The 20,647-nt window shown below is 69.8% G+C and carries 18 protein-coding genes; 5 read left to right on the top strand and 13 right to left on the bottom strand.

The genetic code is table 11. The features are described 5' to 3' along the window. The first annotated feature begins 87 nt into the window (after window positions 1-87). Window positions 88-1,614, top strand: coding sequence for an exopolyphosphatase (ppx, locus tag CQ393_RS05495; protein ID WP_153190594.1), 1,527 nt, complete (start codon window positions 88-90; stop codon window positions 1,612-1,614). A 198-nt stretch (window positions 1,615-1,812) separates the two neighbouring features. Here ppx and CQ393_RS05490 read toward each other — a convergent pair whose 3' ends face one another. The 4 genes from CQ393_RS05490 to CQ393_RS05475 all read right to left on the bottom strand — a co-directional run bounded on the left by CQ393_RS05490 (window position 1,813) and on the right by CQ393_RS05475 (window position 7,201). Then, entirely contained in the window at window positions 1,813-3,897 is a 2,085-nt protein-coding gene (locus CQ393_RS05490) for a prolyl oligopeptidase family serine peptidase (RefSeq protein ID WP_153190593.1), read from the bottom strand. 26 nt (window positions 3,898-3,923) lie between these two features. Further along, window positions 3,924-5,759, bottom strand: coding sequence for a hypothetical protein (locus CQ393_RS05485; RefSeq protein ID WP_153190592.1), 1,836 nt, complete (start codon window positions 5,757-5,759; stop codon window positions 3,924-3,926). 27 nt (window positions 5,760-5,786) lie between these two features. After that, complete coding sequence (locus CQ393_RS05480; protein ID WP_153190591.1) at window positions 5,787-6,698, bottom strand: ATP-binding cassette domain-containing protein; 912 nt, start codon at window positions 6,696-6,698, stop codon at window positions 5,787-5,789. A 113-nt stretch (window positions 6,699-6,811) separates the two neighbouring features. Further along, entirely contained in the window at window positions 6,812-7,201 is a 390-nt protein-coding gene (locus tag CQ393_RS05475; RefSeq protein WP_153190590.1) for a GntR family transcriptional regulator, read from the bottom strand. A 214-nt stretch (window positions 7,202-7,415) separates the two neighbouring features. On the opposite strand from CQ393_RS05475, the gene CQ393_RS05470 reads away from it, so the two are divergent. The 3 genes from CQ393_RS05470 (at window position 7,416) to lpxH (ending at window position 9,901) form a co-directional block, all read left to right on the top strand. Further along, window positions 7,416-8,552 (top strand): glycosyltransferase family 1 protein, encoded by a 1,137-nt coding sequence (locus CQ393_RS05470; RefSeq protein ID WP_153190589.1) that lies wholly within the window; start codon window positions 7,416-7,418, stop codon window positions 8,550-8,552. Then, entirely contained in the window at window positions 8,533-9,072 is a 540-nt protein-coding gene (locus CQ393_RS05465) for a phosphatase PAP2 family protein (protein WP_153190588.1), read from the top strand. Before CQ393_RS05470 ends, CQ393_RS05465 begins: the two co-directional genes overlap by 20 nt. 88 nt (window positions 9,073-9,160) lie before the next feature. Next, on the top strand, window positions 9,161-9,901 hold the full coding sequence (lpxH, locus tag CQ393_RS05460) for a UDP-2,3-diacylglucosamine diphosphatase (protein ID WP_153190587.1): 741 nt from the start codon (window positions 9,161-9,163) through the stop codon (window positions 9,899-9,901). Between the two features lie 45 nt (window positions 9,902-9,946). Here the strand turns inward: lpxH and CQ393_RS05455 are convergent, their stop codons facing one another. From CQ393_RS05455 to folC, 7 genes are all read right to left on the bottom strand, one after another. Continuing rightward, the gene (locus tag CQ393_RS05455; RefSeq protein ID WP_153190586.1) at window positions 9,947-10,360 is read right to left on the bottom strand and encodes a membrane protease subunit; all 414 of its coding nucleotides are present in this window, start codon (window positions 10,358-10,360) and stop codon (window positions 9,947-9,949) included. A 74-nt stretch (window positions 10,361-10,434) separates the two neighbouring features. Then, on the bottom strand, window positions 10,435-10,881 hold the full coding sequence (locus CQ393_RS05450; RefSeq protein ID WP_153190585.1) for a hypothetical protein: 447 nt from the start codon (window positions 10,879-10,881) through the stop codon (window positions 10,435-10,437). A gap of 119 nt (window positions 10,882-11,000) precedes the next feature. Further along, window positions 11,001-11,843 carry a ferritin-like domain-containing protein gene (locus tag CQ393_RS05445; RefSeq protein ID WP_228114302.1) on the bottom strand — a complete coding sequence of 281 codons (843 nt, stop codon included), beginning with the start codon at window positions 11,841-11,843 and terminating at the stop codon, window positions 11,001-11,003. 149 nt (window positions 11,844-11,992) lie between these two features. Continuing rightward, window positions 11,993-13,459 carry an amidophosphoribosyltransferase gene (gene purF / locus CQ393_RS05440; protein WP_153190583.1) on the bottom strand — a complete coding sequence of 489 codons (1,467 nt, stop codon included), beginning with the start codon at window positions 13,457-13,459 and terminating at the stop codon, window positions 11,993-11,995. Window positions 13,460-13,490: 31 nt separating this feature from the next. Continuing rightward, window positions 13,491-14,222 (bottom strand): CvpA family protein, encoded by a 732-nt coding sequence (locus tag CQ393_RS05435; RefSeq protein WP_153190582.1) that lies wholly within the window; start codon window positions 14,220-14,222, stop codon window positions 13,491-13,493. 27 nt (window positions 14,223-14,249) lie between these two features. Next, the gene (locus tag CQ393_RS05430) at window positions 14,250-15,266 is read right to left on the bottom strand and encodes an SPOR domain-containing protein (protein ID WP_343199616.1); all 1,017 of its coding nucleotides are present in this window, start codon (window positions 15,264-15,266) and stop codon (window positions 14,250-14,252) included. Between the two features lie 161 nt (window positions 15,267-15,427). After that, window positions 15,428-16,696, bottom strand: coding sequence for a bifunctional tetrahydrofolate synthase/dihydrofolate synthase (folC, locus tag CQ393_RS05425; RefSeq protein WP_153190581.1), 1,269 nt, complete (start codon window positions 16,694-16,696; stop codon window positions 15,428-15,430). Between the two features lie 266 nt (window positions 16,697-16,962). Between folC and CQ393_RS05420 the strand changes: the two genes are divergently transcribed. Further along, the gene (locus tag CQ393_RS05420) at window positions 16,963-18,981 is read left to right on the top strand and encodes an alpha/beta fold hydrolase (RefSeq protein ID WP_153190580.1); all 2,019 of its coding nucleotides are present in this window, start codon (window positions 16,963-16,965) and stop codon (window positions 18,979-18,981) included. A gap of 171 nt (window positions 18,982-19,152) precedes the next feature. On the opposite strand, the gene CQ393_RS05415 is transcribed toward CQ393_RS05420, so the two are convergent. Both CQ393_RS05415 and CQ393_RS05410 read right to left on the bottom strand, forming a co-directional pair. Next, window positions 19,153-19,929: a TonB family protein gene (locus CQ393_RS05415; protein ID WP_153190579.1), complete on the bottom strand. Its 777-nt coding sequence runs from the start codon at window positions 19,927-19,929 to the stop codon at window positions 19,153-19,155. Continuing rightward, a complete protein-coding gene (locus tag CQ393_RS05410; protein ID WP_153190578.1) occupies window positions 19,929-20,573 on the bottom strand; it encodes a histidine phosphatase family protein in 645 nt (214 codons plus the stop codon). Before CQ393_RS05410 ends, CQ393_RS05415 begins: the two co-directional genes overlap by 1 nt. Window positions 20,574-20,647 lie beyond the last annotated feature (74 nt).

Genomic DNA, 20,647 nt, shown 5'->3' with positions numbered 1-20,647 from the left:
TCGCGGCTGAAGCCGCTCCTACGCAAGGCGCCGTCCGCATCGCGCGCGGGGTGACACGCCCCCCCGGCCATCCACTACCATTCCGCCATGCCCCAGTCCTCCCCGACCTTCCCCCCCCTGCAGGACGGCGACCTGCTGGCCGCCATCGACCTGGGCTCCAACAGCTTCCACATGGTCATCGCCCGCTACCTGCTCGGCCAGCTGCGGGTGGTCGACCGGCTGCGCGAGACGGTGCGCATGGCCGACGGGCTCGACGGCAAGGGCGGGCTCTCGGCCGAGGCGCGGCAGCGCGCGCTCGAATGCCTGGCCCGCTTCGGCCAGCGCATCCGCAACATCCCGCCGTACCGCGTGCGCGCGCTGGCCACCAACACCGTGCGCCAGCTGCGCTCGCCGCTGTCGTTCCTGATGCCGGCCGAAACCGCGCTTGGCCACGCCATCGAAGTGGTCAACGGCCGCGAGGAAGCGCGCCTGATCTACCTGGGCGTCGCCCACGCACAGCCGCCCAAACCGGGCCAGCGCCGGCTGGTCATCGACATCGGCGGCGGCTCCACCGAGTTCATCATCGGCAGCGGCATGCAGCCGCTGGAACGCGAGAGCCTGCAGGCCGGCTGCATCGCCAGCACCCGCCGTTTCTTTCCCGGCGGCAAGCTGAGCAAGAAGCGCTGGAAGGATGCGCTGACCGAGATCGGCGCCGAGTTCCAGCCGTTCGCGGCCAAATACCGGGCGCTGGGCTGGGACGAGGCACTGGGCTCGTCCGGCACCCACAAGGCGATCAGCGAGATCTGCGCGGCGATGAAGCTGAGCAAGGGCGCGATCACCGCACAGGCGCTGCCGCAGCTGCGCGAGGAACTGCTGCGCGCCCGGCACATCGACGACATCAACCTGCCGACCCTGTCCAGCGAGCGCCGGCCGATCATCGCCGGCGGCGTGCTGGTGCTGGAAGCCGCGTTCCAGTCGCTGGGCCTGCAGAAGCTGCTGGTCAGCAAGGCGGCGATGCGCGAGGGCATCCTCTACGACATCATGGGCCGCGCCAGCGACAACGACCCGCGCGACGAATCGGTGGCGGCGCTGACCCGCCGCTACGACATCGACGCCGCCCAGGCGTTGCGCGTTGAAGCCACCGCCCAGCGCCTGTTCGAGCAGGTCGCCGAGAGCTGGAAACTGGATTCGGACGACGCCCGCATGCTGGGCTGGGCCGCGCGCCTGCACGAACTGGGGCTGATGATCGCCCACAGCGGCTACCATGCCCACGGCAGCTACGTGATCGAGCACTCGGACATCGCCGGCTTCTCGCGCCAGGAGCAGCAGATGCTGGCCGCGCTGATCCGCACCCATCGCCGCGGCGTGCCCAAGACCGCCTTCGACGCCCTGCCCGACCGCCTGCTGCTGCCGGCCAGGCGCACCGCCGCGCTGCTGCGGCTGGCGGTGCTGCTGCACCGTTCGCACGAGGACGACCCGATCCCGACGCTGGAACTGAGCGTGGACGGCAACGCCCTGTCGCTGGTGCTGGACAAGGCCTTCATCGACGCCCGCCCGCTGCTGCGCGCCGACCTGGTCGGCGAGAACGAAGGCATGGCCGGCCTGGGCATCAGCTTCCGTCCGTTCGTGGCCTGATCCGGCAACACCGGAACACAGGCCGCCGGCATGCCGGCCGTTGCCCGGCACAATCGTCCGGGCTGCGCGCGGCCGGGTGTTGCCGGCATGCCTTCCGAGCAGTTGGTTTTCCTGCAGATGCATCCGCCCGTGCCGGCACGGCGCGCATGGATTGCACCGTCGCCGGGCCACGCGCGCAGAACGCCCCCCCGGTCCGGTTCACTCCTCCGCGGCGGGTTTGCTGGCCCAAGCCGCGAACTCCGGCCCCGCCAGCCGCAGGTTCTGGCGCAGGTAGGCGCGCAACCGCTGCCCCGGCGGCTCCGGCGCCGGTCCGCCGAGGTGACGCTGCAACATCGTTTCCATCGCAAACAGATAGGCCTCGCGCGGAACCGGCGCCACCGGCGAATGCCCGCCGTCGGGCTCCACCAGAAACGTGACAGGGCGTCCCGCCGCCTTCAGCGTCGCCACGTAATGGGTGACCTCGCGGATCGCCACCGTGCGGTCCGCGCCGCCGGCCATGATCAGCAGCGGCCGGTGCATCAGCGCCGCATTCGCCAACGGCGACTGCGCATGCAGGCGCGCATAGGTCGCGGGATCGGTGGAGTCCAGCGACAACGCCGCCAGCATGTGCTTGAGCGAGCGATCCGGCAGATCACCCTGATCGCCGGCGTCGACCAGCCAGCGCATCGCATGACCGAGATCGGCCGGCGGCGAGCCGGCCACGCCGACCTTGAACAGTTCGGGCTGGAAGGTCAGGCCCAGCAAGGTCGAATACCCACCGAAGGAATGGCCGACGATGCCGACGCGCGACGCGTCGCCGATGCCCTGCGCCAATAGCCAGCGCACGCCGTCGACGATGTCCTGTTGCACGCGGCCATTGCCGTAATCTCCATGCGCGGCGAATGTGTAGTCGCGTCCGTGGCCGCTGGAGCCGCGGAAATTCGACTGGAACACCACATAGCCGCGATTGGCAAGGAACTGGGCGACGCCGTCGTAGCCGGCGCGGAAATGGCTGATCGGGCCGCCATGCACGTGCGCGACCAGCGGCGCGCGCGCGGCATCCACGCCCGGCGGCAGCAGCAGGAAGCCGCGCACGCGCATGCCATCGGAGGCGAGGTAGTCGATGGCGATCTTGCGCGCCAGCGCGGCTTCCTTCGGCGTGCCCGCAGCGATCCCGGGATCGTCGAGGATGCGGTGCAAGTCGCCATTGCGCGGGTCGTACAGCCACCAGCGCGGGTCGCGCAGGGTCGAGGCGCGTTCCGTCACCAGCCAGCGCGCGGACGGGCCGTCGCCGACCTGCACGTCGATGTCGCGGCCCGGGAATTTCCTCGCGATGGCGGACACCGTGGCCTGCGCCGCGCCGATGCCGTAGGTCGCCGCGACGGTGCTGCGATAGCTCGCGACCAGCGGTTGCTGCGTGAGCGGGCCGAGTTCGATTTCGTCGAGGTCGGCCTCTTGGCGCGGGTCTTCGTGAATCGTCTGCAGCGTGTCGTCCGGCGCCAGGCGCAGCACGCGCCGGAAATTTCCGCCGGGCCCGTCGCTGCCGGGATTGCCCTCCATCAACAGGCTGCCGTCGGGCATTGTGGCAAGCAGGTCCAGCTTTTCCGTCGGCTTGAGGTGCAATGCTTCGCGCAGCGAACCATTCGGAAGCACGCGATGCAGCGCATCGTGGTCGCCCTCGAAGCGCGCCAGCGCAACGACGCGGCCACGCGCATCGAGCGCGACGTCGTGGATCCAGCGCGCGTCCTCGCGCAACAGGGTGCGCTGGCCGTGCGCGTCCATGCGCACAATCCGCCAACGCTCGCCCTTGCCGGCGGACACGCGCTCGCGCAACAGCACCGCGGCCGGCTGCGAGGGATCGAGCTTCATCACCTGACGCCGCTCGCTGCCGCCCAGCGGCACGCGCATGCCGCCGCGGCCATCGGCGCCGACGATGTCCAGCGAACGCGGCGCTCGCAGGAACAGCCAGCGTCCGTCGCGCGACCATAGAAGCTGTTCGGCCTGGCTGCGCGCGACCAGCACCCGCGGCTTGCCGCCCGCGGTGGGCAGCAGGAACAGGCTGCGCGACTCACCCTGCTCGCGCAGGTAGGCCGCGTAGTCGCCGCCCGGCGACAGCTGCACCGCGGCCAGGCCGCGGCCTTCGAGGAAGGCGGGGCGCGGCAGTTGCGGTGCGCGCGGCAGCGCGCGCTGGGCGGCGATGGCGTTGCGCAGTTCGGCGGTGGCGTCTGCCGCCGGCGCCTGCCTCGGCGCGAACAGCAGCGCGAGCAGGGCCAGCGTCCCGCACAGTTCACGGAACTTCGTCATCTCGATTTCTCCGTCGGTGCGTGCGTTCAGGCGGCCGCAGTTTGCAGGTCCGGCAGCGCTGCCGGCTGGGTTTCGCGCTTCGGCACCATCAGCCACAGCGCGACCAGCGCGGGCAGGCCGACCACGCCGCACATCGCCACCCACAGCCAGCGATTGCGCGGCGACAACTGCTGGCGCGCGCTCAGCCAGATCGCGCCGAGCAAGGACGCCACGCAGCAGGCCAGCGCCAGCCACAGCATGCTGCGCGGCATCGGTTGCGGCGGCGCGCGCAGCGGGTCGGGGGCGGCGTACAGGTCCTGCGCACCCAGGCACAGCGTGCGCAGCACAGGCGACAGCCACCAGATGCGCGCGGTGTAGGCGGTCGGCAGGTCCTGGGCGATGTCGCGACGCGCCACGATGCGCGCGCGGCCGTTGCCGTCGACGCGCAGCACCTGCTGGAACGGATGCTGCAACTCGCTCGACCACACGCCCCATGTGTAGGTGAACGACACCAGGTAGCCGTCGAGCAGTTCGATCATGTCCATCCGGCTTAGGTTGCCCACCTTGCCCGGCATCGGTACGCGCATCAGCGGCTGCAGCAGGTCCAGCCCGTTCACCGCCTCGCGGCCTGGATAGAAATAGGCGGCGCGGTCGCTGAGCACCAGCAGGTTGTCGCCGGCCGGTTGCGGCGGGCTGGCCATCACTTCGCCCTGCGGCAGGCGGATGCGTTCGTAGATGCGTCCCTGCCCGTCGTCGTACTGGTAGGCGGCCTGGGCGTTGTACAGGTAGTCGGCGGCGAACGGCATGGTCGGCGCCGGAAATTCCTTGGCGGAAGCTGCGGTCTGCGCCTCACCCACCCCGAGGTCGCCGCGCGCGCGCTTGTCCAGCGCGCCGTAGCCGACGAAGCGCATGCTGTCGTGCTTGAACACCCAGGTGATGTTGCGCTCGCCGTCGGTGAACTCCATCGGCTGGAGGTTGGTCATCTCGCCACGGTGCGGCAGGTTGCGCAGCGGGTAATGCGTGTACACGTCGGACAGCGCTATCTGCTCGCGCCACAGCATGGCATCGGGATCGCGGCTGTTCTCGATGCCCAGCAGCAGGATGTCCTTGCCTTCGGCGCGGTCGGCTTCGATGTAGCCACCCTTCGGCGGCGTCGGCGTGTTGAGCGGATGGGTGCCGGTGGCCGTCCACGCCATCTCGACGCCGAAGCCCAGCATCCAGACCAGGAAATACACACCGAGCTGCACCGGCAGCGCGGTCGCCGCGGTGGCGGCGAAGCCGCGCGGCGCGGCCACCGGATCGGGCCGGAACACGATGGCGACCAGCCCCACCAGCACAGCCAGCAAGGTCGCCTGCAGCGCCAGCATCGCAACGCCGGAGGCCTGCGAGAACATCAGCGGGCACGGCAGCACCAGCACCGCGAACGAATGCCGGCGGTTGCCGATCATCGCGTAGGCACCCGCCGCGTAACCGATGAGGGCGATCAGCCAACCGGCGATCGGCATCATCCAGTGGCGCATGTCCACCACGCGTGCGGTCATCGTGTCCTGGTACAGCACGATCAACGCGATCGGCAATGCCGCCGCGACGAACAACAGCACCGCGCCCGCGCCGCCCAGCGCACCGGCGATCCGCAGGCGATGCATCGGCCGGTGCAGCAGGCTGAGCCATTGGTTCGGCTTGCGGTAGGTGCCCATCTGGTACAGCCCGAGCAACGTGCCGGCCACCGCATAGGTCATGGCGAAAACCTGATAGACCAGCAGCGGTTGCTGGGCCAGGTCGACGATGCGGGCCATGAAGCCCAGGATGCCGGCGTGCACCGCCGCGGCCGCGACGGCCCACAGGCGGAAGCGCAGCAGCTCGCTCTTGAAGAGATCTTTCATGTTCGTGTCCTCAGGGCGCAGCGCGGCTCAGGCCGCGACCGGCGCCGCATGGTTCTTGGCAAGGAAGGCGTTGACCGCTCGGTCCAGGCTGACCGGCATCGACTGCACGTTGCGTGCGCCGGCTTCGCGCAGGAAGCGCTCGAAGCCGTCGTCCTGGTCCAGCACCAGGTAGTGGTGCAGGCCGTCGAGGCGCTGGACTTCCAGCAGGCCGGGCACGCTGCGCGGGTCCGGACCCTTGAACGGCACGTCGGCCACCCAGTGGCTCACGCGCGCGGTGAACTCCTCCGGCGCCGACATGTGCCGGAGCTGCCCGCGCTCGAGGATGATCAGGTTGTCGGCGACGCGCTCGATCTCCTCCATCTGGTGCGAGCAATAGATCACCGTGCAGTCGTCGGCGGCATTGCTGTACAGCAGCGATTCGAGGAAGGCGCGCTTGGCGACCACGTCCAGGCCCAGCGTGGGTTCGTCCAGCACCAGCAGTTCCGGGCCCTGCGCCAAGGCCAGCGCCAGGTTGAAACCGGCGCGCTCGCCGCGCGAGAGCTGGCCGACCTTCTGCTCCAGCAGCACGTGGTAGTGGCCGATCACGCCCTCGAACGCCTGCTGGTTCCATCGCGCGTACTGGTGCTTCTGCATCGCCATCACCTGCGATACGCGCATCCAGTTCGGCAGAGTGTGCTCCTCGTTGACAAAACCAATTCGGCTGCGGTCCTGCGGCGTGAGCGCCTGGCTGTCCTTGCCGAGGATGCGCGCCTCGCCGGCGCTCGGCGGCATGAAGCCGAGCAGGATGCGGAACAGGGTGGACTTGCCGGCGCCGTTGGCGCCGACGATGGCGTGGATGCGGCCGCGCGGGATCGCAAGGTCGAGATGATCCAGCGCCAGCTTGCGGCCGTAGCGCCTGGAGAGCGCGCGGGTTTCGATGACGTAGTCGTGGGTGGGCATGGGTGTGCTCTCTGGGTTGCCGTACCGGGCGCACGGGAAGAACCCGCCTGCCGGGACGGCGTGATGAAGCCGGTCCCTCGCTGCGCTAGGGACGACGGGGAAGGCAGATCGCGTCAGGCGGTCTTGCGCGGAACCAGCTGCCGGAATTCGCGGGCGACCCGCGCCTCCACCTCGTCCGGCGGGAACCCCAGCGGGATCACGTCGTTGACGAAGCGGCCGACGGCATCGTCCAGCCGGCGCCCGCGCTCGGCGTCGGACAGCCGCTGGCGCGGCGCGGCCACGTACAGGCCCATGCCCTGGCGCGACTCCAGCCAGCCTTCGGTGGTCAGTTCGGCATAGGCCTTGGCCACGGTGTTCGGGTTGATCATCAATTGCTGCGCCAGCCCGCGCACGCTGGGCAGCTGGTCGCCCGGATCGATCTCGCCGGTGGCGATCTTCATCCGCACCGCATCCACGATCTGCCTGCCGATCGGACGCGGATCGCCGGTCGTGATCTGGATCATCAACGCTTGAGTTCGTGCCATGTCCTTGTCTCGCCATCTGTACTATTTGAAATAGTACAGTTAATACGCACACGGGCGTCAAGCGTCTTCCGACAAATGCCCGCATCGCGGGGACGAACCGGCCCTGGCGGGCGACGGGGCGTCATCGCCCGGTCATCGCCGCGACACGCGCCGGTCATCCCGTGCGCGCACCCTGCCGGCAAACGGAGGAGCCATGCGCTACGCCATCGTCACCGAGACCTATCCACCGGAGGTCAACGGCGTCGCCTTGACCGTACAGGGCCTGGAGCGCGGACTGCGGGCCCGCGGCAACGAGGTCGAGGTGGTGCGCCCGCGCCAGGGGCAGGACACCGCGCAGCCGCACGAGCTGCTGGTGCGCGGCGTGGCGCTGCCGCGCTACCCGGGCCTGCGCTTCGGCCTGCCGGTGCCGTACCGGTTGGCCCGGCACTGGCGCCGGCAGCGGCCCGATGCGGTCTACATCGCCACCGAGGGTCCGCTCGGCTGGTCGGCGCTGCGCACCGCGCACCGGCTCGGCATCCCGGTCGCCACCGGCCTGCATACCCGTTTCGACACCTACCTGCCCGACTACGGCGCCGCCTGGCTGCAGCCCGTGGCGCTGGCCTGGATGCGGCGCTTCCACAACCGTGGCGACGCCACGCTGGTGCCCACCCGCGAACTGCAGGACTTCCTGGAAAGCAACGGCTTCCACCACCCGCGTCTGCTGGCGCGCGCGGTGGACGCCTCGCAGTTCTCGCCGCGGCAGCGCGACGCCGACCTGCGCGCGGCGTGGGGACTGCACGCGCGCGCCCTGGCGGTGATCCACGTCGGCCGCATCGCCGCGGAAAAGAACCTCGACCTGGCGATACGGGCATTCCGCAGGATCCAGCGGCAGCGCCCGGACGCGCGCTTCGTCTGGGTCGGCGACGGACCGCTGCGCGAGCGCATCGCACGCGAAAATCCCGACTTCGTGTTCTGCGGCATCCAGCGCGGGCAGGACCTGGCCCGCCATTTCGCCAGCGGCGACCTGTTCCTGTTCCCGAGCCGCAGCGAGACCTTCGGCAACGTCACCCTGGAAGCCATGGCCAGCGGCGTGGCCACGGTCGCCTTCGACTACGGTGCAGCGCGCGAACACCTGCAGAGCGGATACAGCGGGGTGACCGTGGACGACGAGGGGAACTTCATCGAGGCGGCGCAGCGCCTGGCCGGCGACGACGCCCTGCGCGCGCCGCTCGGCGCCAACGCCAGCCTGGCGATGCAGCGGCTGCACCCGGAGCACGTGGTCGCCGAGTTCGAGGCCCTGCTGCACGAACTGTCGCAACGGAGACGTGCCCATGCCCTTGCTGCCGCCTGACGGCCTGCTCGCCCGCGAAACCCGCTGGTGCCGGCGCGCGAACCACTACTGCCGCCGTCGCCGCGTGCGTACCCTGTTCGCGGTCATCAGCCGCCTCGGCGACGGCGTGTTCTGGTACCTGCTGATGGGCGCGCTGGTGCTGGCCGACGGCATGGACGGCCTGCGCGCGTCGGCGCACATGGCCGCCACCGGCGTGGTCGCGCTCACGCTCTACAAGACCCTCAAGCGCTGGACCCGGCGCCCGCGCCCGTTCGCCGCCGACCTGCGCATCCGCGCCTGGGTGGCGCCGCTGGACGAATACAGCTTCCCCTCCGGCCATACCCTGCACGCGGTGTCCTTCACCGTCGTCGCCCTGGCCTGGTACCCGTGGCTGGCGCCGCTGCTGCTGCCGTTCACCGCCGGCGTGGCGCTGTCGCGCGTCGTGCTCGGCCTGCACTATCCCAGCGACGTCCTGGCCGCGACCGGCATCGGCCTGCTGCTGGGTACCGCCTCGCTGCAGCTGGCGCCGCTGCCGCTCTGACCGGCGGCGCCGGCCTCATGCAAGCATAGGGCGACGCCCTCCTGCGCTCACGAAGTGAAGCCGCGGCATTGCCCCTACAATGGCCGCCATGACCACGCTGTTCATCTCCGACCTGCACCTGGACCCCAGCCGTCCGGCCATCACCGAACTGTTCCTGGACTTCCTGCGCACGCAGGCGCGGCAGGCCGAGGCGCTGTACATCCTCGGCGACCTGTTCGAGGCCTGGATCGGCGACGACACCCCCTCCGTCGCCGCCGATGCGGTCGCCGCCGCGTTGCGCGAACTGGTCGACGCCGGCGTGCCGGTGTTCTTCATCCGCGGCAACCGCGACTTCCTGCTCGGCGAGGACTACGCCCGCCGCGCCGGCATGCGCATCCTTCCCGACCCGTGCGTGATCCCGCTGTACGGCAAGCCGGTGCTGCTGCAGCATGGCGACCTGCTGTGCACCGACGACACCGCCTACCAGGCGTTCCGCGCGCAGACCCGCGACCCGGCCTTCATCGCCCAATTCCTCGCGCAGCCGCTGGAAGCGCGCATCGCCTTCGCGCAGAAGGCGCGCGCGGCCAGCCAGGCGCACCAGTCGGAAATGAAGGAAGGCGACCGCACCCGATTCGAGACCGTCACCGACGTGGCCCCGGCCGAAGTCGCCGCCACGTTCCGCCGCTATGGCGTGGACACGATGATCCACGGCCACACCCATCGCCCGGCCGTGCACAGCGTGCAGGCCGGCGACGCCACCTGTACCCGCATCGTGCTTGGCGACTGGTACGAACAGGGGTCGGTGCTGCGCGTGGATGCCGAAGGCTTCCGGCTGGAAGCCCTGGGCTGAGATCCCGCAACCTGCCGGGCAAGTCCGGCAGCCACACCCGGATGACTATTGCGCCGGCAGCGCCTTGCGCTGGGCTTCGAGGATGGGCAGGCCCACCTCGGTGGGAATGTAGATGGTCTGGTTCGGCGTGGTCTTGAGCGCGTCGATGTAGAGGTAGCGCAGGTAACCTTCGTTGCCCTTGAGGCTATCGCCGATGATACGGTTGGCTTCGGCCACGCCCTTGGCCCGCTCGATTTCCGCGGCGGCCAGGGCGACGGCGGCGTCCCGCGCGGCTTCGGCTTCAAGCACGGCGATGCGCCGGTTGCTCTCGGCCTCGACCAGGGCCGCCTTGCCACGCAGCTCCTGCACGTACACCCGGTAGCGGGGCCAACCCCAGACCACGCCGACCACGATCAGCACCAGCACCCCCAGCGTCACCAGCATGCCTGTCTGGCCATAACCCTGTTCGTGTCGCCGCATGTCTTCCCCCTTCGTTCACCGGAGGCAGGGCCATAGCCGATTTCCCGGCTCACCCGCGCGCAGCCAGGCCAGGCTCACTGCGGCAACAGCGGGGACGCCGGGTCGAACGCGCATCCCTTCGCGGTCTTGCCCTCCAACAGCCACGACACGCTGAACGGGTACGGCATGTCGGACATGCCGTCCGAGCACGGTTCGCGACGCACGTCCAGCCGGAACGGCGTGCCGCGGTCCTCGCCTGTCAGGTGCAGGCCGTCGGCATCGATGCTGCGCGTGGCCTGCAGCCGACGCGGCGCATCCATCGTTTCCGGCGTGGTATAGGCCAGCGTCCCGCCTTCCACCTTCACGCCCCAGAACGGCTCGACGCCCGCCGCCTGCAGGTTCGCCGGGAACACCGCCATGTCCGGGTCCACCTGCGCCGTAGCCGCTTCACGCGCGGGAGTATCGGCGTCCGGCGCCGCGGGGCTGCACGCGGCCAGCATCGCCATCGGTAGGGCCATCAACAGGAAGCGAGCGGAATGCATGGCGACTCTCCAAGGCTGCGGAACACGATGGCGGCCATCGTCGCACGCGGCGGGTAAATGCCATGCGATTCCCGCGCCGCGACGCCGGCGCTAAACGGGGAATACCGTTTCCGCCTTCGTCAGCCGGCCTGTTCGACCAGGTCCGCCAGTTCGTCCGCGTCGAAACCGGCCAGCAGGCGGGCCTCGAGGTTGAAGGGGCCGTGCAGGTAACCGCCGGCGTATTCGCACAGCAGTTCCTTGAACCGCGCGCGCGGTTCGACGCCGGCGCGCTCGCAGTACCAGCGGTACCAGCGCGAGCCGGCGGCGACGTGCGCGACTTCCTCGCGCAGGATCACTTCCAGCACGTCGGCGGTGGCGTCGTCGCCCAGCGAACGCAGCTTCGCGATCATCGCCGGCGTCACGTCCAGGCCCCGCGCTTCCAGCACGCGCGGCACCAGCGCCATGCGCGCCAGTCCGTCGTGCGCGGTTTTCTCGCACATTTCCCACAGGCCGTTGTGGGCGGGGAAATCGGCGTAGTCGTGGCCATGGGCCAGCAGGCGCTCGCGCAGCAGCAGGAAGTGGCGCGATTCGTCGTCGGCGCAGCTCACCCAGTCGGCATGGAAACTGCTCGGCAGCCCACGGAAGCGGTACACCGCGTCCCAGGCCAGGTCGATGGCGTTCAGTTCGATATGGGCGATGGCGTGGATGAAGGCCGCGCGGCCTTCCGGGCTGCCGAGGCCGCGTCGCGGCAGGTCGCGCGGATGCACCAGCACCAGCCGCGCGGGGCGGCCGGGCATGCGGATCGGTTCGGGATCGGGCGCGTTTTCCGGCAGCGTGAGTTTGCCGGCGCGGAACTGGGCGGCGTAGTGCTGGGTGAGAGCGACTTTTTCGAGCGGGTCGGCTTCGGCGAGGCAGATGCGGGCTGCGTCGAGGAGGTTGGCGACCTTCCCTTCCCGCTCCGGGAATGGATGCCCTTGGGGCAGAAGGTGGCGCGCAGCGCCGGAAGAGGGTTGGTTGCCCGAGGGGTTTTCTGCTTGTTGCATTGTCATCGGCATTCAGACATTGCTGCTTCGTTCGCCCCTCACCCCATCCCCTCTCCCGATGGGAGAGGGGCTTCCAGCGCTCTACGACGTCAGGCGCGGCGCTTGTTCTTGGCTTCGTCCGAACGCAGCTGCTGGATGCGCTCGAAGTAACCCGGCTCGATGCCGGTGACGTAGTGGCCGTTGAAGCAGGACGAATCGAACGCCTTCAGTTCCGGATTGCCTTCGCGCACCGCCGCTTCCAGGTCTTCCAGGTCCTGGTAGACCAGCCAGTCGCAGCCCAGGTGCTTCTCGATGTCCTCGACGCTGCGCTCGTGTGCGACCAGCTCCTCGGCCGCCGGCATGTCGATGCCGTAGATGTTGGGATGGCGCACCGGCGGCGCGGCGCTGGCCAGGTACACCTTGCGTGCGCCGGCATCGCGCGCCATCTGCACGATCTGCTGGCTGGTGGTGCCGCGCACGATGGAGTCGTCGACCAGCAGCACCACGCGGTTGCGGAATTCAAGGTGGATCGGGTTGAGCTTGCGGCGCACCGATTTAACGCGCTCGCCCTGCCCCGGCATGATGAAGGTGCGGCCGACGTAGCGGTTCTTGACGAAGCCCTCGCGGTACTTCACGCCGAGCACGTTGGAGATTTCCAGCGCCGCGTCGCGCGAGGTGTCCGGGATCGGGATGATGGTGTCAATGTCGTGGTCGGGTTTCAGCCGCAGGATCTTCTCGCCCAGCTTCTGGCCCATGCGCATGCGCGCCTTGTGCACGGAAACGTTGTCGATCATCGAATCCGGGCGCGCGAAGTACACGTATTCGAAAATGCACGGGGTCTGCTGCGTGGTGGTCGCGCAGACCTCGGCGAACAGTTCGCCGCGCTCGGTGATGACCACCGCCTCGCCCGGCAGCACGTCGCGCACGCGCTCGAAGCCGAGCACATCCAGCGCCACCGACTCGGAGGCGACGATGTATTCCTCGCCCTCGGCATGGCTGCGCCTGCCCAGCACCAGCGGGCGGATGCCGTGCGGGTCGCGGAACGCCACCAGCCCCAGCCCCAGCACCACGCTGACCACGGCGTAGCCGCCCTTGCAGCGGCGGTGCACGCCGGCCACGGCGCGGATCGCCGCTTCCGGGGTGAGCATGCGCTGCGCGTCCAGCTCGTAGGCGAACACGTTCAGCAGCACTTCGCTGTCCGAGTCGGTGTTGATGTTGCGGCGGTCGGCCTCGAACACCTGCTGGCGCAGCGCCTCGGTGTTGATCAGGTTGCCGTTGTGCGCCAGCGCGATGCCGTAGGGCGAGTTGACGTAGAACGGCTGCGCCTCGTCGGTGCCTTCCGAGCCGGCGGTGGGATAGCGCACGTGGGCAATGCCGATGCGGCCCTGCAACAGCGCCATGCGGCGCTCGTCGAACACGTCGCGCACCAGGCCGTTGGCCTTCTCCACGCGCAGGCGGGTGCCGTTGGCGGTGGCGATGCCGGCGGCATCCTGGCCGCGATGCTGGAGGACGGTCAGGCCGTCATAGAGCTGCCCGGCGACGTTCTGGTTGCCGACGATTCCGACGATGCCACACATGTTGCGCGATCTCCGCTGGGCCGTGGCCCGGTTAACGTGAAGGGGGCCGTGCCTGGCCCGATGGCCCGGTCCGTGCCGGGCCGGGGTGATCCGGGCGCACCTGCGCCGGATCGATGTTGGAAGGCCACGCCTTCGCCGGGTCCTGGCGGCTGCCTCCGGTCGCGGCCGGCCGGGCGTCTTCCGCCCCTTCCGGCACCGCTTGCGGCAGTCCGCTGCCCGCTTCATGTTCGCTGAGCGCGGCATTATCGCCTGCCAGCACCGCCTTGCCCAAGTCCAGCAGCGCATGGTCCGGCCTGGCGGGCAGTTCCGGCAGGCGCGCGCGCAGCCAGTCGGCCGGCGGCCGCAGCCACGAGGCCACCTGCGAATGCCGCCACGGCTCGCCGTCGGCCACCGGGGTAAAGCCCACCACCAGTACCGCCAGCACGGCCAGCAGCACGCCGCGCACGATGCCCAGGCCGAAGCCGAGCAGGCGGTCCGGGCCCTTGAGCAGGAACGTGGAATCGACCACCCCGCGCAGCAGCAGGCCGACCGCCGAAACCGCCAGCAGCACGCCGAGGAAGACGATGGCATGGCCGGCGGCGTACTGGCCCAGGGTCGGCTCCGCGCCGCCGCTGAGCATCAGCGTGGCATCGTGGCCGAAGCGGAACGCGGCCCAGCCGGCCAGCAGCCAGCCCAGCACGCCGAACACCGTGGCCAGCAGGCCCCGCGCCAACCCGGACAGAGCCGACAGGACGATCAGCCCCAGCAACAGCAGGTCGATCACGGGCGGCGCATCAGGCGGGCAGCCGCATCAGGGATGCGGCCGGACCATGCCGGCGATACCGATCTTCGCCGCGACCTGCGCCTTGAGCTGTTCGGCATCGGCGCGGCTGGCCACCGGCCCGACGCGGACGCGGTTGAGCACGCCGCTGTCGGTGCGCACCTGCTCGACGAAGGCGCTGAAACCGGCCGTGCGCACCTTGTCGCGCAGCGCGTTGGCATCGGCGGGCCGCGCGAACGCACCCAGTTGTACGGCGAAACCGACGCCGCTGGCCGCCGGCGCGGTGCTGACCGTCGTCGTGGAGCGCTCGGGCACCGCCGGCCTGGACGCTTCCGGCTTCGGCGCGGCAGGCTTGGGCTCGGGCCGGGTATCCGCCTTGGGCGCCGCGGCCACCGGCTTGGCCGGTTCGGCGGGCAGCGGTTCGCTGCGCACCGCGGGCGAAGCCGCGGCAGGCGTCGAAGCGGTCGCCGCGGCGGGCTGGGCGGCGGCCGGCGCCGCGGGCTCCTTGTCGGCGTCCAGCACCACCACCTGCGGGTTCACGTCGCGGCTGGCCTTGCCCGCCTCCAGGCGGATCAGCTCGGCCTGCGCGCGGTCGGCATAGGGGCCGATGCGCACGCGCCAGACGGCGCGGCCGTTGAGGGTGTCGGGCTGGCGGAAGCCGGGCAGGCCCGATTTCTTCAGGTGGGCGATCACCGCGTCGGCGTCGGCCTCGGTCGCATAGGCGCCGAAATTCACCGCGTAATTGCCGGCGGCCGCGGTCGGCGGCAGCGCCCCACCCTCCGCCGCCTCGGCCGGGGAGGCCGCTTCGGCCACGGGCGCCGCGCCCGGCATGCCCGTGGCGCTGCCCGACGCCGGCGCGTTGGGCGCCACCAGCGGCAGCTCGCGGGTTTCGAACTGGGCGTCGGCCGGTGCGTCGGGCGCGCGCAGCGGCACGTCCTGCACGCCGCTGTCCGGCGCCGGGCCCTTGACCAGCATGGGCAGGAAGATCACGGCCAGCGCCACCAGGACGATGGCGCCAATCAATCGCTGTTTCAGAGGAGTATCCACGGCAGGGCGTCGGGCGGCAGGCGAATGTCCGGCGATTATAGGCGGCGCTGCCGATGGTCAACGTCGCCGCAGCTGAACGGGTGGGAACGCACTTCAGTGCGCGAAGGGGTTCTGCCGGGAAAGCCTCTTCGCGCACTGAAGTGCGCTCCTACGGTTTCCCCTTACCGGCGCAGCAGCGGCAGGGCCTCGGCGACGGTGTGGAAGGAGCCGAACACCAGCACGCGGTCGCCGCGGCGGGCGTGCTCCAGCGCGCTGGCCAGCGCCTGTTCGACGTTCGCGCAGGCCGGGGCGCTGCCCGCCGCGCTGCCGGCCAGACGCGCACGCAGCTGCTCCGCGCTCTGCCCGCGCGCGCCGTCCAGCCCGGCCAGGTACCAGCGGTCGACCCGCGCCTGCAGCGCCGCGACCACGCCCGCGGCGTCCTTGTCCATCAACGCCGCGTACACCGCCAGGGTGCGCCCGGCGGCAGGCCGGGCCTGCAGGGCGGCGCCCAGGGCAGCGGCAGCCTGCGGGTTGTGGCCGACATCGACCAGCACTTCCACGCCCTCGCGCTCGAAACGCTGCAGGCGTCCGGCGACCTGCGCCTGCGCCACGCCCTGCGCCCATGCCGCGCGCGGGACCGGGCGGTCCAGCGCGCGCAGCGCGGCGATGGCGGCCGCGGCGTTGGCCCGCTGCACCGGCGCCCACAGCGCCGGCTGCGGCAGTTCGATGCGGAAGGACACGTCGCGCCAGCGCCAGGTATTGGCGTCGACCTCCTCGGCGAAGAAATCGCTGCCGAAGCGGATAGCGTTGGCGCCCAGCACGTAGGCGCGGCGCAGCACGCTGGACGGCGGGTCGATCTCGCCCAAGATCACCGGTTTCCAGCCGCGGATGATGCCGGCCTTTTCCTGGCCGATGGTTTCGCGGTCGCCGCCCAGCCAGTCGGCGTGGTCGATGTCCACGGTGGTGATGACCGATACGTCGGCATCGACGATGTTGACCGCATCCAGGCGTCCGCCCAGCCCCACTTCCAGCACCGCCAGATCCAGGCCGGCGCGCGCGAACGCCCACAACGCGCACAGCGTGCCGTATTCGAAATAGGTCAGCGGCGTGTCGCCGCGCGCGTCCTCGACGGCGGCGAAGCCTCTCACCAGGGTGGCGTCGTCCACGTCGGCGCCGTCGATGCGCACGCGCTCGTTGTAGGCCATAAGGTGCGGCGAGGTGTAGGCGCCCACCTTCCAGCCGGCGGCGCGCGCGATGGCCTCGATGAAGGCCACCGTCGAGCCCTTGCCGTTGGTGCCGCCGACCACGATGCAGTGCCGCGCCGGCCGCTCCAGGCCCATGCGACCGGCCACCTCGCGCACGCGCTCCAGCCCCATCGCGATAGGCTGCGGATGCTGTCGGTCGATATGGGCGAGCCACTGCTCGAGCGTGGTCGGACGTGCGGAGGACATGCGGGGGTTCTCGGATGACGCGCGCCGGCGCACGGTACGGCGGCGCGGATGGGCGCACATGATACAACCGCGCGCAGCACCCACCGCGGGGCCGGTCCGGGACGCCATCATCCAGTCCGGGCACCTTGGCCACGCGGGCGCGTTCCCGAGGAGATTGGAAGAGCCGCATCCGCTGCCTGTCTCGTCCGCAAGGCAACCATGGTCGGCATGGTCGCAAGGCATGCCCTTCCCGGCCCCGATCGAATACTCGCGGGCTGGCGAAAATTATGTTTGGATTCCAGCGCCTGAAAATCCAACAGTGGGGAAATGCAGTGAAGCAACTCCCGGAAGTGAAACGCTTTCAGAAGCGCGCATGTGGCCTGGTCGCGGCATTGATGCTGCTGTTCCCCACAGGCGCGGCAATGGCGGCCACGGTGCCGATCGAAGCCTTCGCCGCGCAGCAGACGTTCGAGAACCCCCGTATTTCCAGCAACGGCTCCTATGTCGCGGTGTCGGCCAATCTGGGAAATGACGAATACGGCATCATGATCTACCGGCTGGCGGACATGTCCAACACCGCCTTCCTCAAGCTGCCCAAGTACGAGCTGGCATACGAGATCCACTGGATCAGCGACACCCGCCTCGTCTACGTGAAGGGCGGCAAGCGGGGCGCGCGCGAGCAGCCTTTCAGTTTCGGCGAAATCATCGGCCTGGACTACGACGGCAAGAACCACAGCTATATCTTCGGCTACAAGGAATCCCTGCTCGGCGTCGGTGTCCCGCCTGGCTTCGGCGTGTTCGAGGGGCTGCCGCGCGACGCCAACGGCAAATTCTTCATGAGCCGCGCCTCGCCTGAGAACAGCCTGCCCGCCACGCTGGTGTACGAGGTGGACGCGAGCAGCGCGCGCAACGTCAAAAGCCGCCTTGTCGCCGACATCGGCGAACGCGGCATGGGCTTCGTGCTGGATGCGGCCGGCGTACCGCGTTTCGCCTACGGCACCGACAAGGACGAGAACCAGCTGCTGTACGTGGCCGACACGGCAGGCAGGAACTGGCGCGCACTGGCTTCGGCCACTGTTGGCGGTACGTTCCGGCCCATCGCCATCACGCCCGACAACCAGCATGTCATCGGTTACCACGCTGCCAATAACGGGCCTTCTTCGCTGGTGAAGGCCGACCTTTCGCTCGGCAACCGGCAGGTACTGGCCGAGGACGGCTTCAACAGCGTCGGCGCCGTGATATGGGACAGCAGCTGGCAGCCATTGGCCGCTGAAATAAAGGGCGGTCAACCGCGCGTGGTCTATCTGGACCCGGACAATCCCGACGCGAAACTGCACGCCGAACTGCGCAAGGGTTTCCCGGGCCAGAATGTGCGTTTCGCCGACCACAGCGCGGACGGCAACCTGTCGCTGATCGCCATCGACAGCGACCGCAATCCGGGCGAGTGGGCGGTGATGGATCGCAGGAAGGATTCGCTGGCACGCCTGCTGCAACAAAACGCCGCGATCGATCCCACCCAGATGGGATCGCGCCAATACTTTCGTTTCACCGCCAGCGATGGAACGGAACTGGACGGATACGCGACCCTGCCCGCAGGCGCGCAGCCTTCCAGACTGCCCATGGTGCTGCTGCCGCACGGTGGGCCGCATTACGTCGCGGACAAATGGAATTTCGACACCGACGCGCAGTTCCTGGCATCGCGCGGCTATCTGGTATTGCAGGTCAACTACCGCGGCTCCAGCGATCGCGGCTATGCCTTCCAGGAATCCGGCTACCGCAAATGGAATACACGCATCCAGGACGACCTCATCGAGGGCATGCGCTGGGCGGTGGAAAAAGGCTATGCCGATCCGCAGCGCATCTGCGTCTATGGCACGAGCTTCGGCGGCTACTCGGCGATGATGCTGGCGGCCAGGGCGCCGGAACTGGTCAAGTGTGCGGCAGGCCTGGCCGGCCTCTATGACCTGCGCGCGATGGCCAACAGGAGCGATACCTCGCGCAGCTACTATGGCCGCGCCGCGATCGAACGTTTCGTCGGCCACGACGACGCCGCGTTGCTGGCCGGTTCGCCGCTGGCGCTGGTCGCCCGTATCCGGCAACCGGTATTCCTAGCGCACGGCGAAAAAGATGAACGCACCCCGATCGCCCAGGCCGAAGCAATGAAGAGAGCGCTGGAAAAGGCGGGCAACAAGCCGCGCTGGATGGCCGTCGCCAGAGAAGGCCATGGTTTCTACAACGAGAAGAACGTGGTGGAGTTCTACAGGCAGCTGGAATCGTTCCTCGCGGAGAACATCGGCACCGATTGACCAAGGGGAACCTCACTGCCCGGCGGAACGGCGTCGGTGCCGTCGCAGCCGTCAGGCTATACGCCGCATCACACGTAGGAGCGACTTCAGTCGCGATGGGGCCGTACCGGGAAGTCCCCATCGCGACTGAAGTCGCTCCTACAAGAGCGTTGCAAAGGGCCGCGAAGACGCCTACGGCTGCGCGGAGTCGTCGGTGGCGACCGGCTGCTGCGGGCCGCGGGCGGCGCGCAGTTCCGCCAGCGCCTGGCGGCAGGCTTCCAGGTCGTTGCCGCACAGCACGCTGGTGACCACGAAGCGATGCCGGCCGTCGCTGACCAGGCGGTTGCGCACCATCATCGGCCCCTCGAGCTGGAACAGGCTCAGGCCTTCCTCGTCGCGCAGCCAGAAGTTGGCCTGCGAGCCGTAGCGGCGGAACAGCGCCAGCGGGCCGATCGCGGCGACGGCCTCGGGAATCTGCAGGAAGCCGATCGGATACGGATCGGCGATGTAGCCGGGCAAGGCGCCGTGCGCGTCCGGCGCCGGCATCGGCACACGACCGCTGCTGCGCTCCTCGAAGAACGGATCGTGCGGCCGCCAGCGTTCCTGCGCCGGCAGCGCCTCGGGCAGCGGTTCGAACACGAACGGCAGCCGGTAGCGCGGCTGGCCGCGGTAGTGCGGCGGCACGGTCCAGGCGCGGGCCGCCGCCAGTGCCGCGGCGTCCAATGCCACCACGCCGGAGGCCCGTTCGATGCGCGCGCCGGTCACCCGCCCGCAGGCGTCGACCTCGATGATCACGTTGATCGTGTAGCCGAGCAGGCGCCACAGTTCGGACGGCGGATAGTGCGGCGCGCGGTTGTCCTGCACGGAATAGGGCGGGCAGCCGTCGACCGGCTGCGCCATCGCCGCCAATGGCGACAGCGCGAGCAGCGCGGCCGGCAGCCAGCGCGCGCCTGCCCGTGGCACCGCCATCAGAGCGCCCGGTGCTTGGCCTCGCCGAAGAACGGGGTGTGGTGCGCGCAGTCGTTCAGGCGTACCACTTCCAGGCTTTCCACGTCCGGGCCTTCGAGCAGGTTCAGCGTGGTCGGCGCCTGGCGGAAGGTCCACAGCTTGCCGATCGGCAGGCCCAGCACCTTGCACAGGATCACGCGGTTGACCGCGTCGTGCGCGACCACCAGCAGGGTGTCGTCCGCGCCCAGCCCTTCGGCGGCGCGGGCCAGTCCGCGCCAGCTGCGGTCCAGCACCTGCCGCAGCGATTCGCCGCCGGGCATCAGTACGGTATCGGGCTCCTCGCGCCAGGCGCGCAGGCGCGCCGGATCCTTGTCGTGGATCTCGCTGGCGAGCAGGCCTTCCCATTCGCCATGGGCGATTTCCTGCAGGTCCGCATCGGTCTGCAGCATCGCCGCGCGGGCGCTGCCCAGCGCGGCGCGGGCGGTGCTCTGCGCGCGCGACAGCGGCGAGGCCACCGCACGGGCGATGTCCAGCGATTGCAGGCGCTCGCCCAGCGCCCTGGCCTGCGCCTCGCCCACCGGCGAAAGGGGAATGTCGATCTGGCCCTGGTAGCGGCCTTCGGCGTTCCACGGCGTTTCGCCGTGGCGGGCAAGCAGGATGCGCATGCAGTTGGGAGTCCGTGGCGGGGCCCGCATCATAGCCTGTCGCCGCGGCGATGCAGGGCACGGTTGCCTGCGTT

Source organism: Stenotrophomonas sp. MYb238, assembly GCF_009496535.1.
GTDB lineage: Bacteria > Pseudomonadota > Gammaproteobacteria > Xanthomonadales > Xanthomonadaceae > Stenotrophomonas.
The sequence above is the reverse complement of the archived record's forward strand: the minus strand, read 5'-3'. Positions and strand labels throughout refer to the sequence as shown.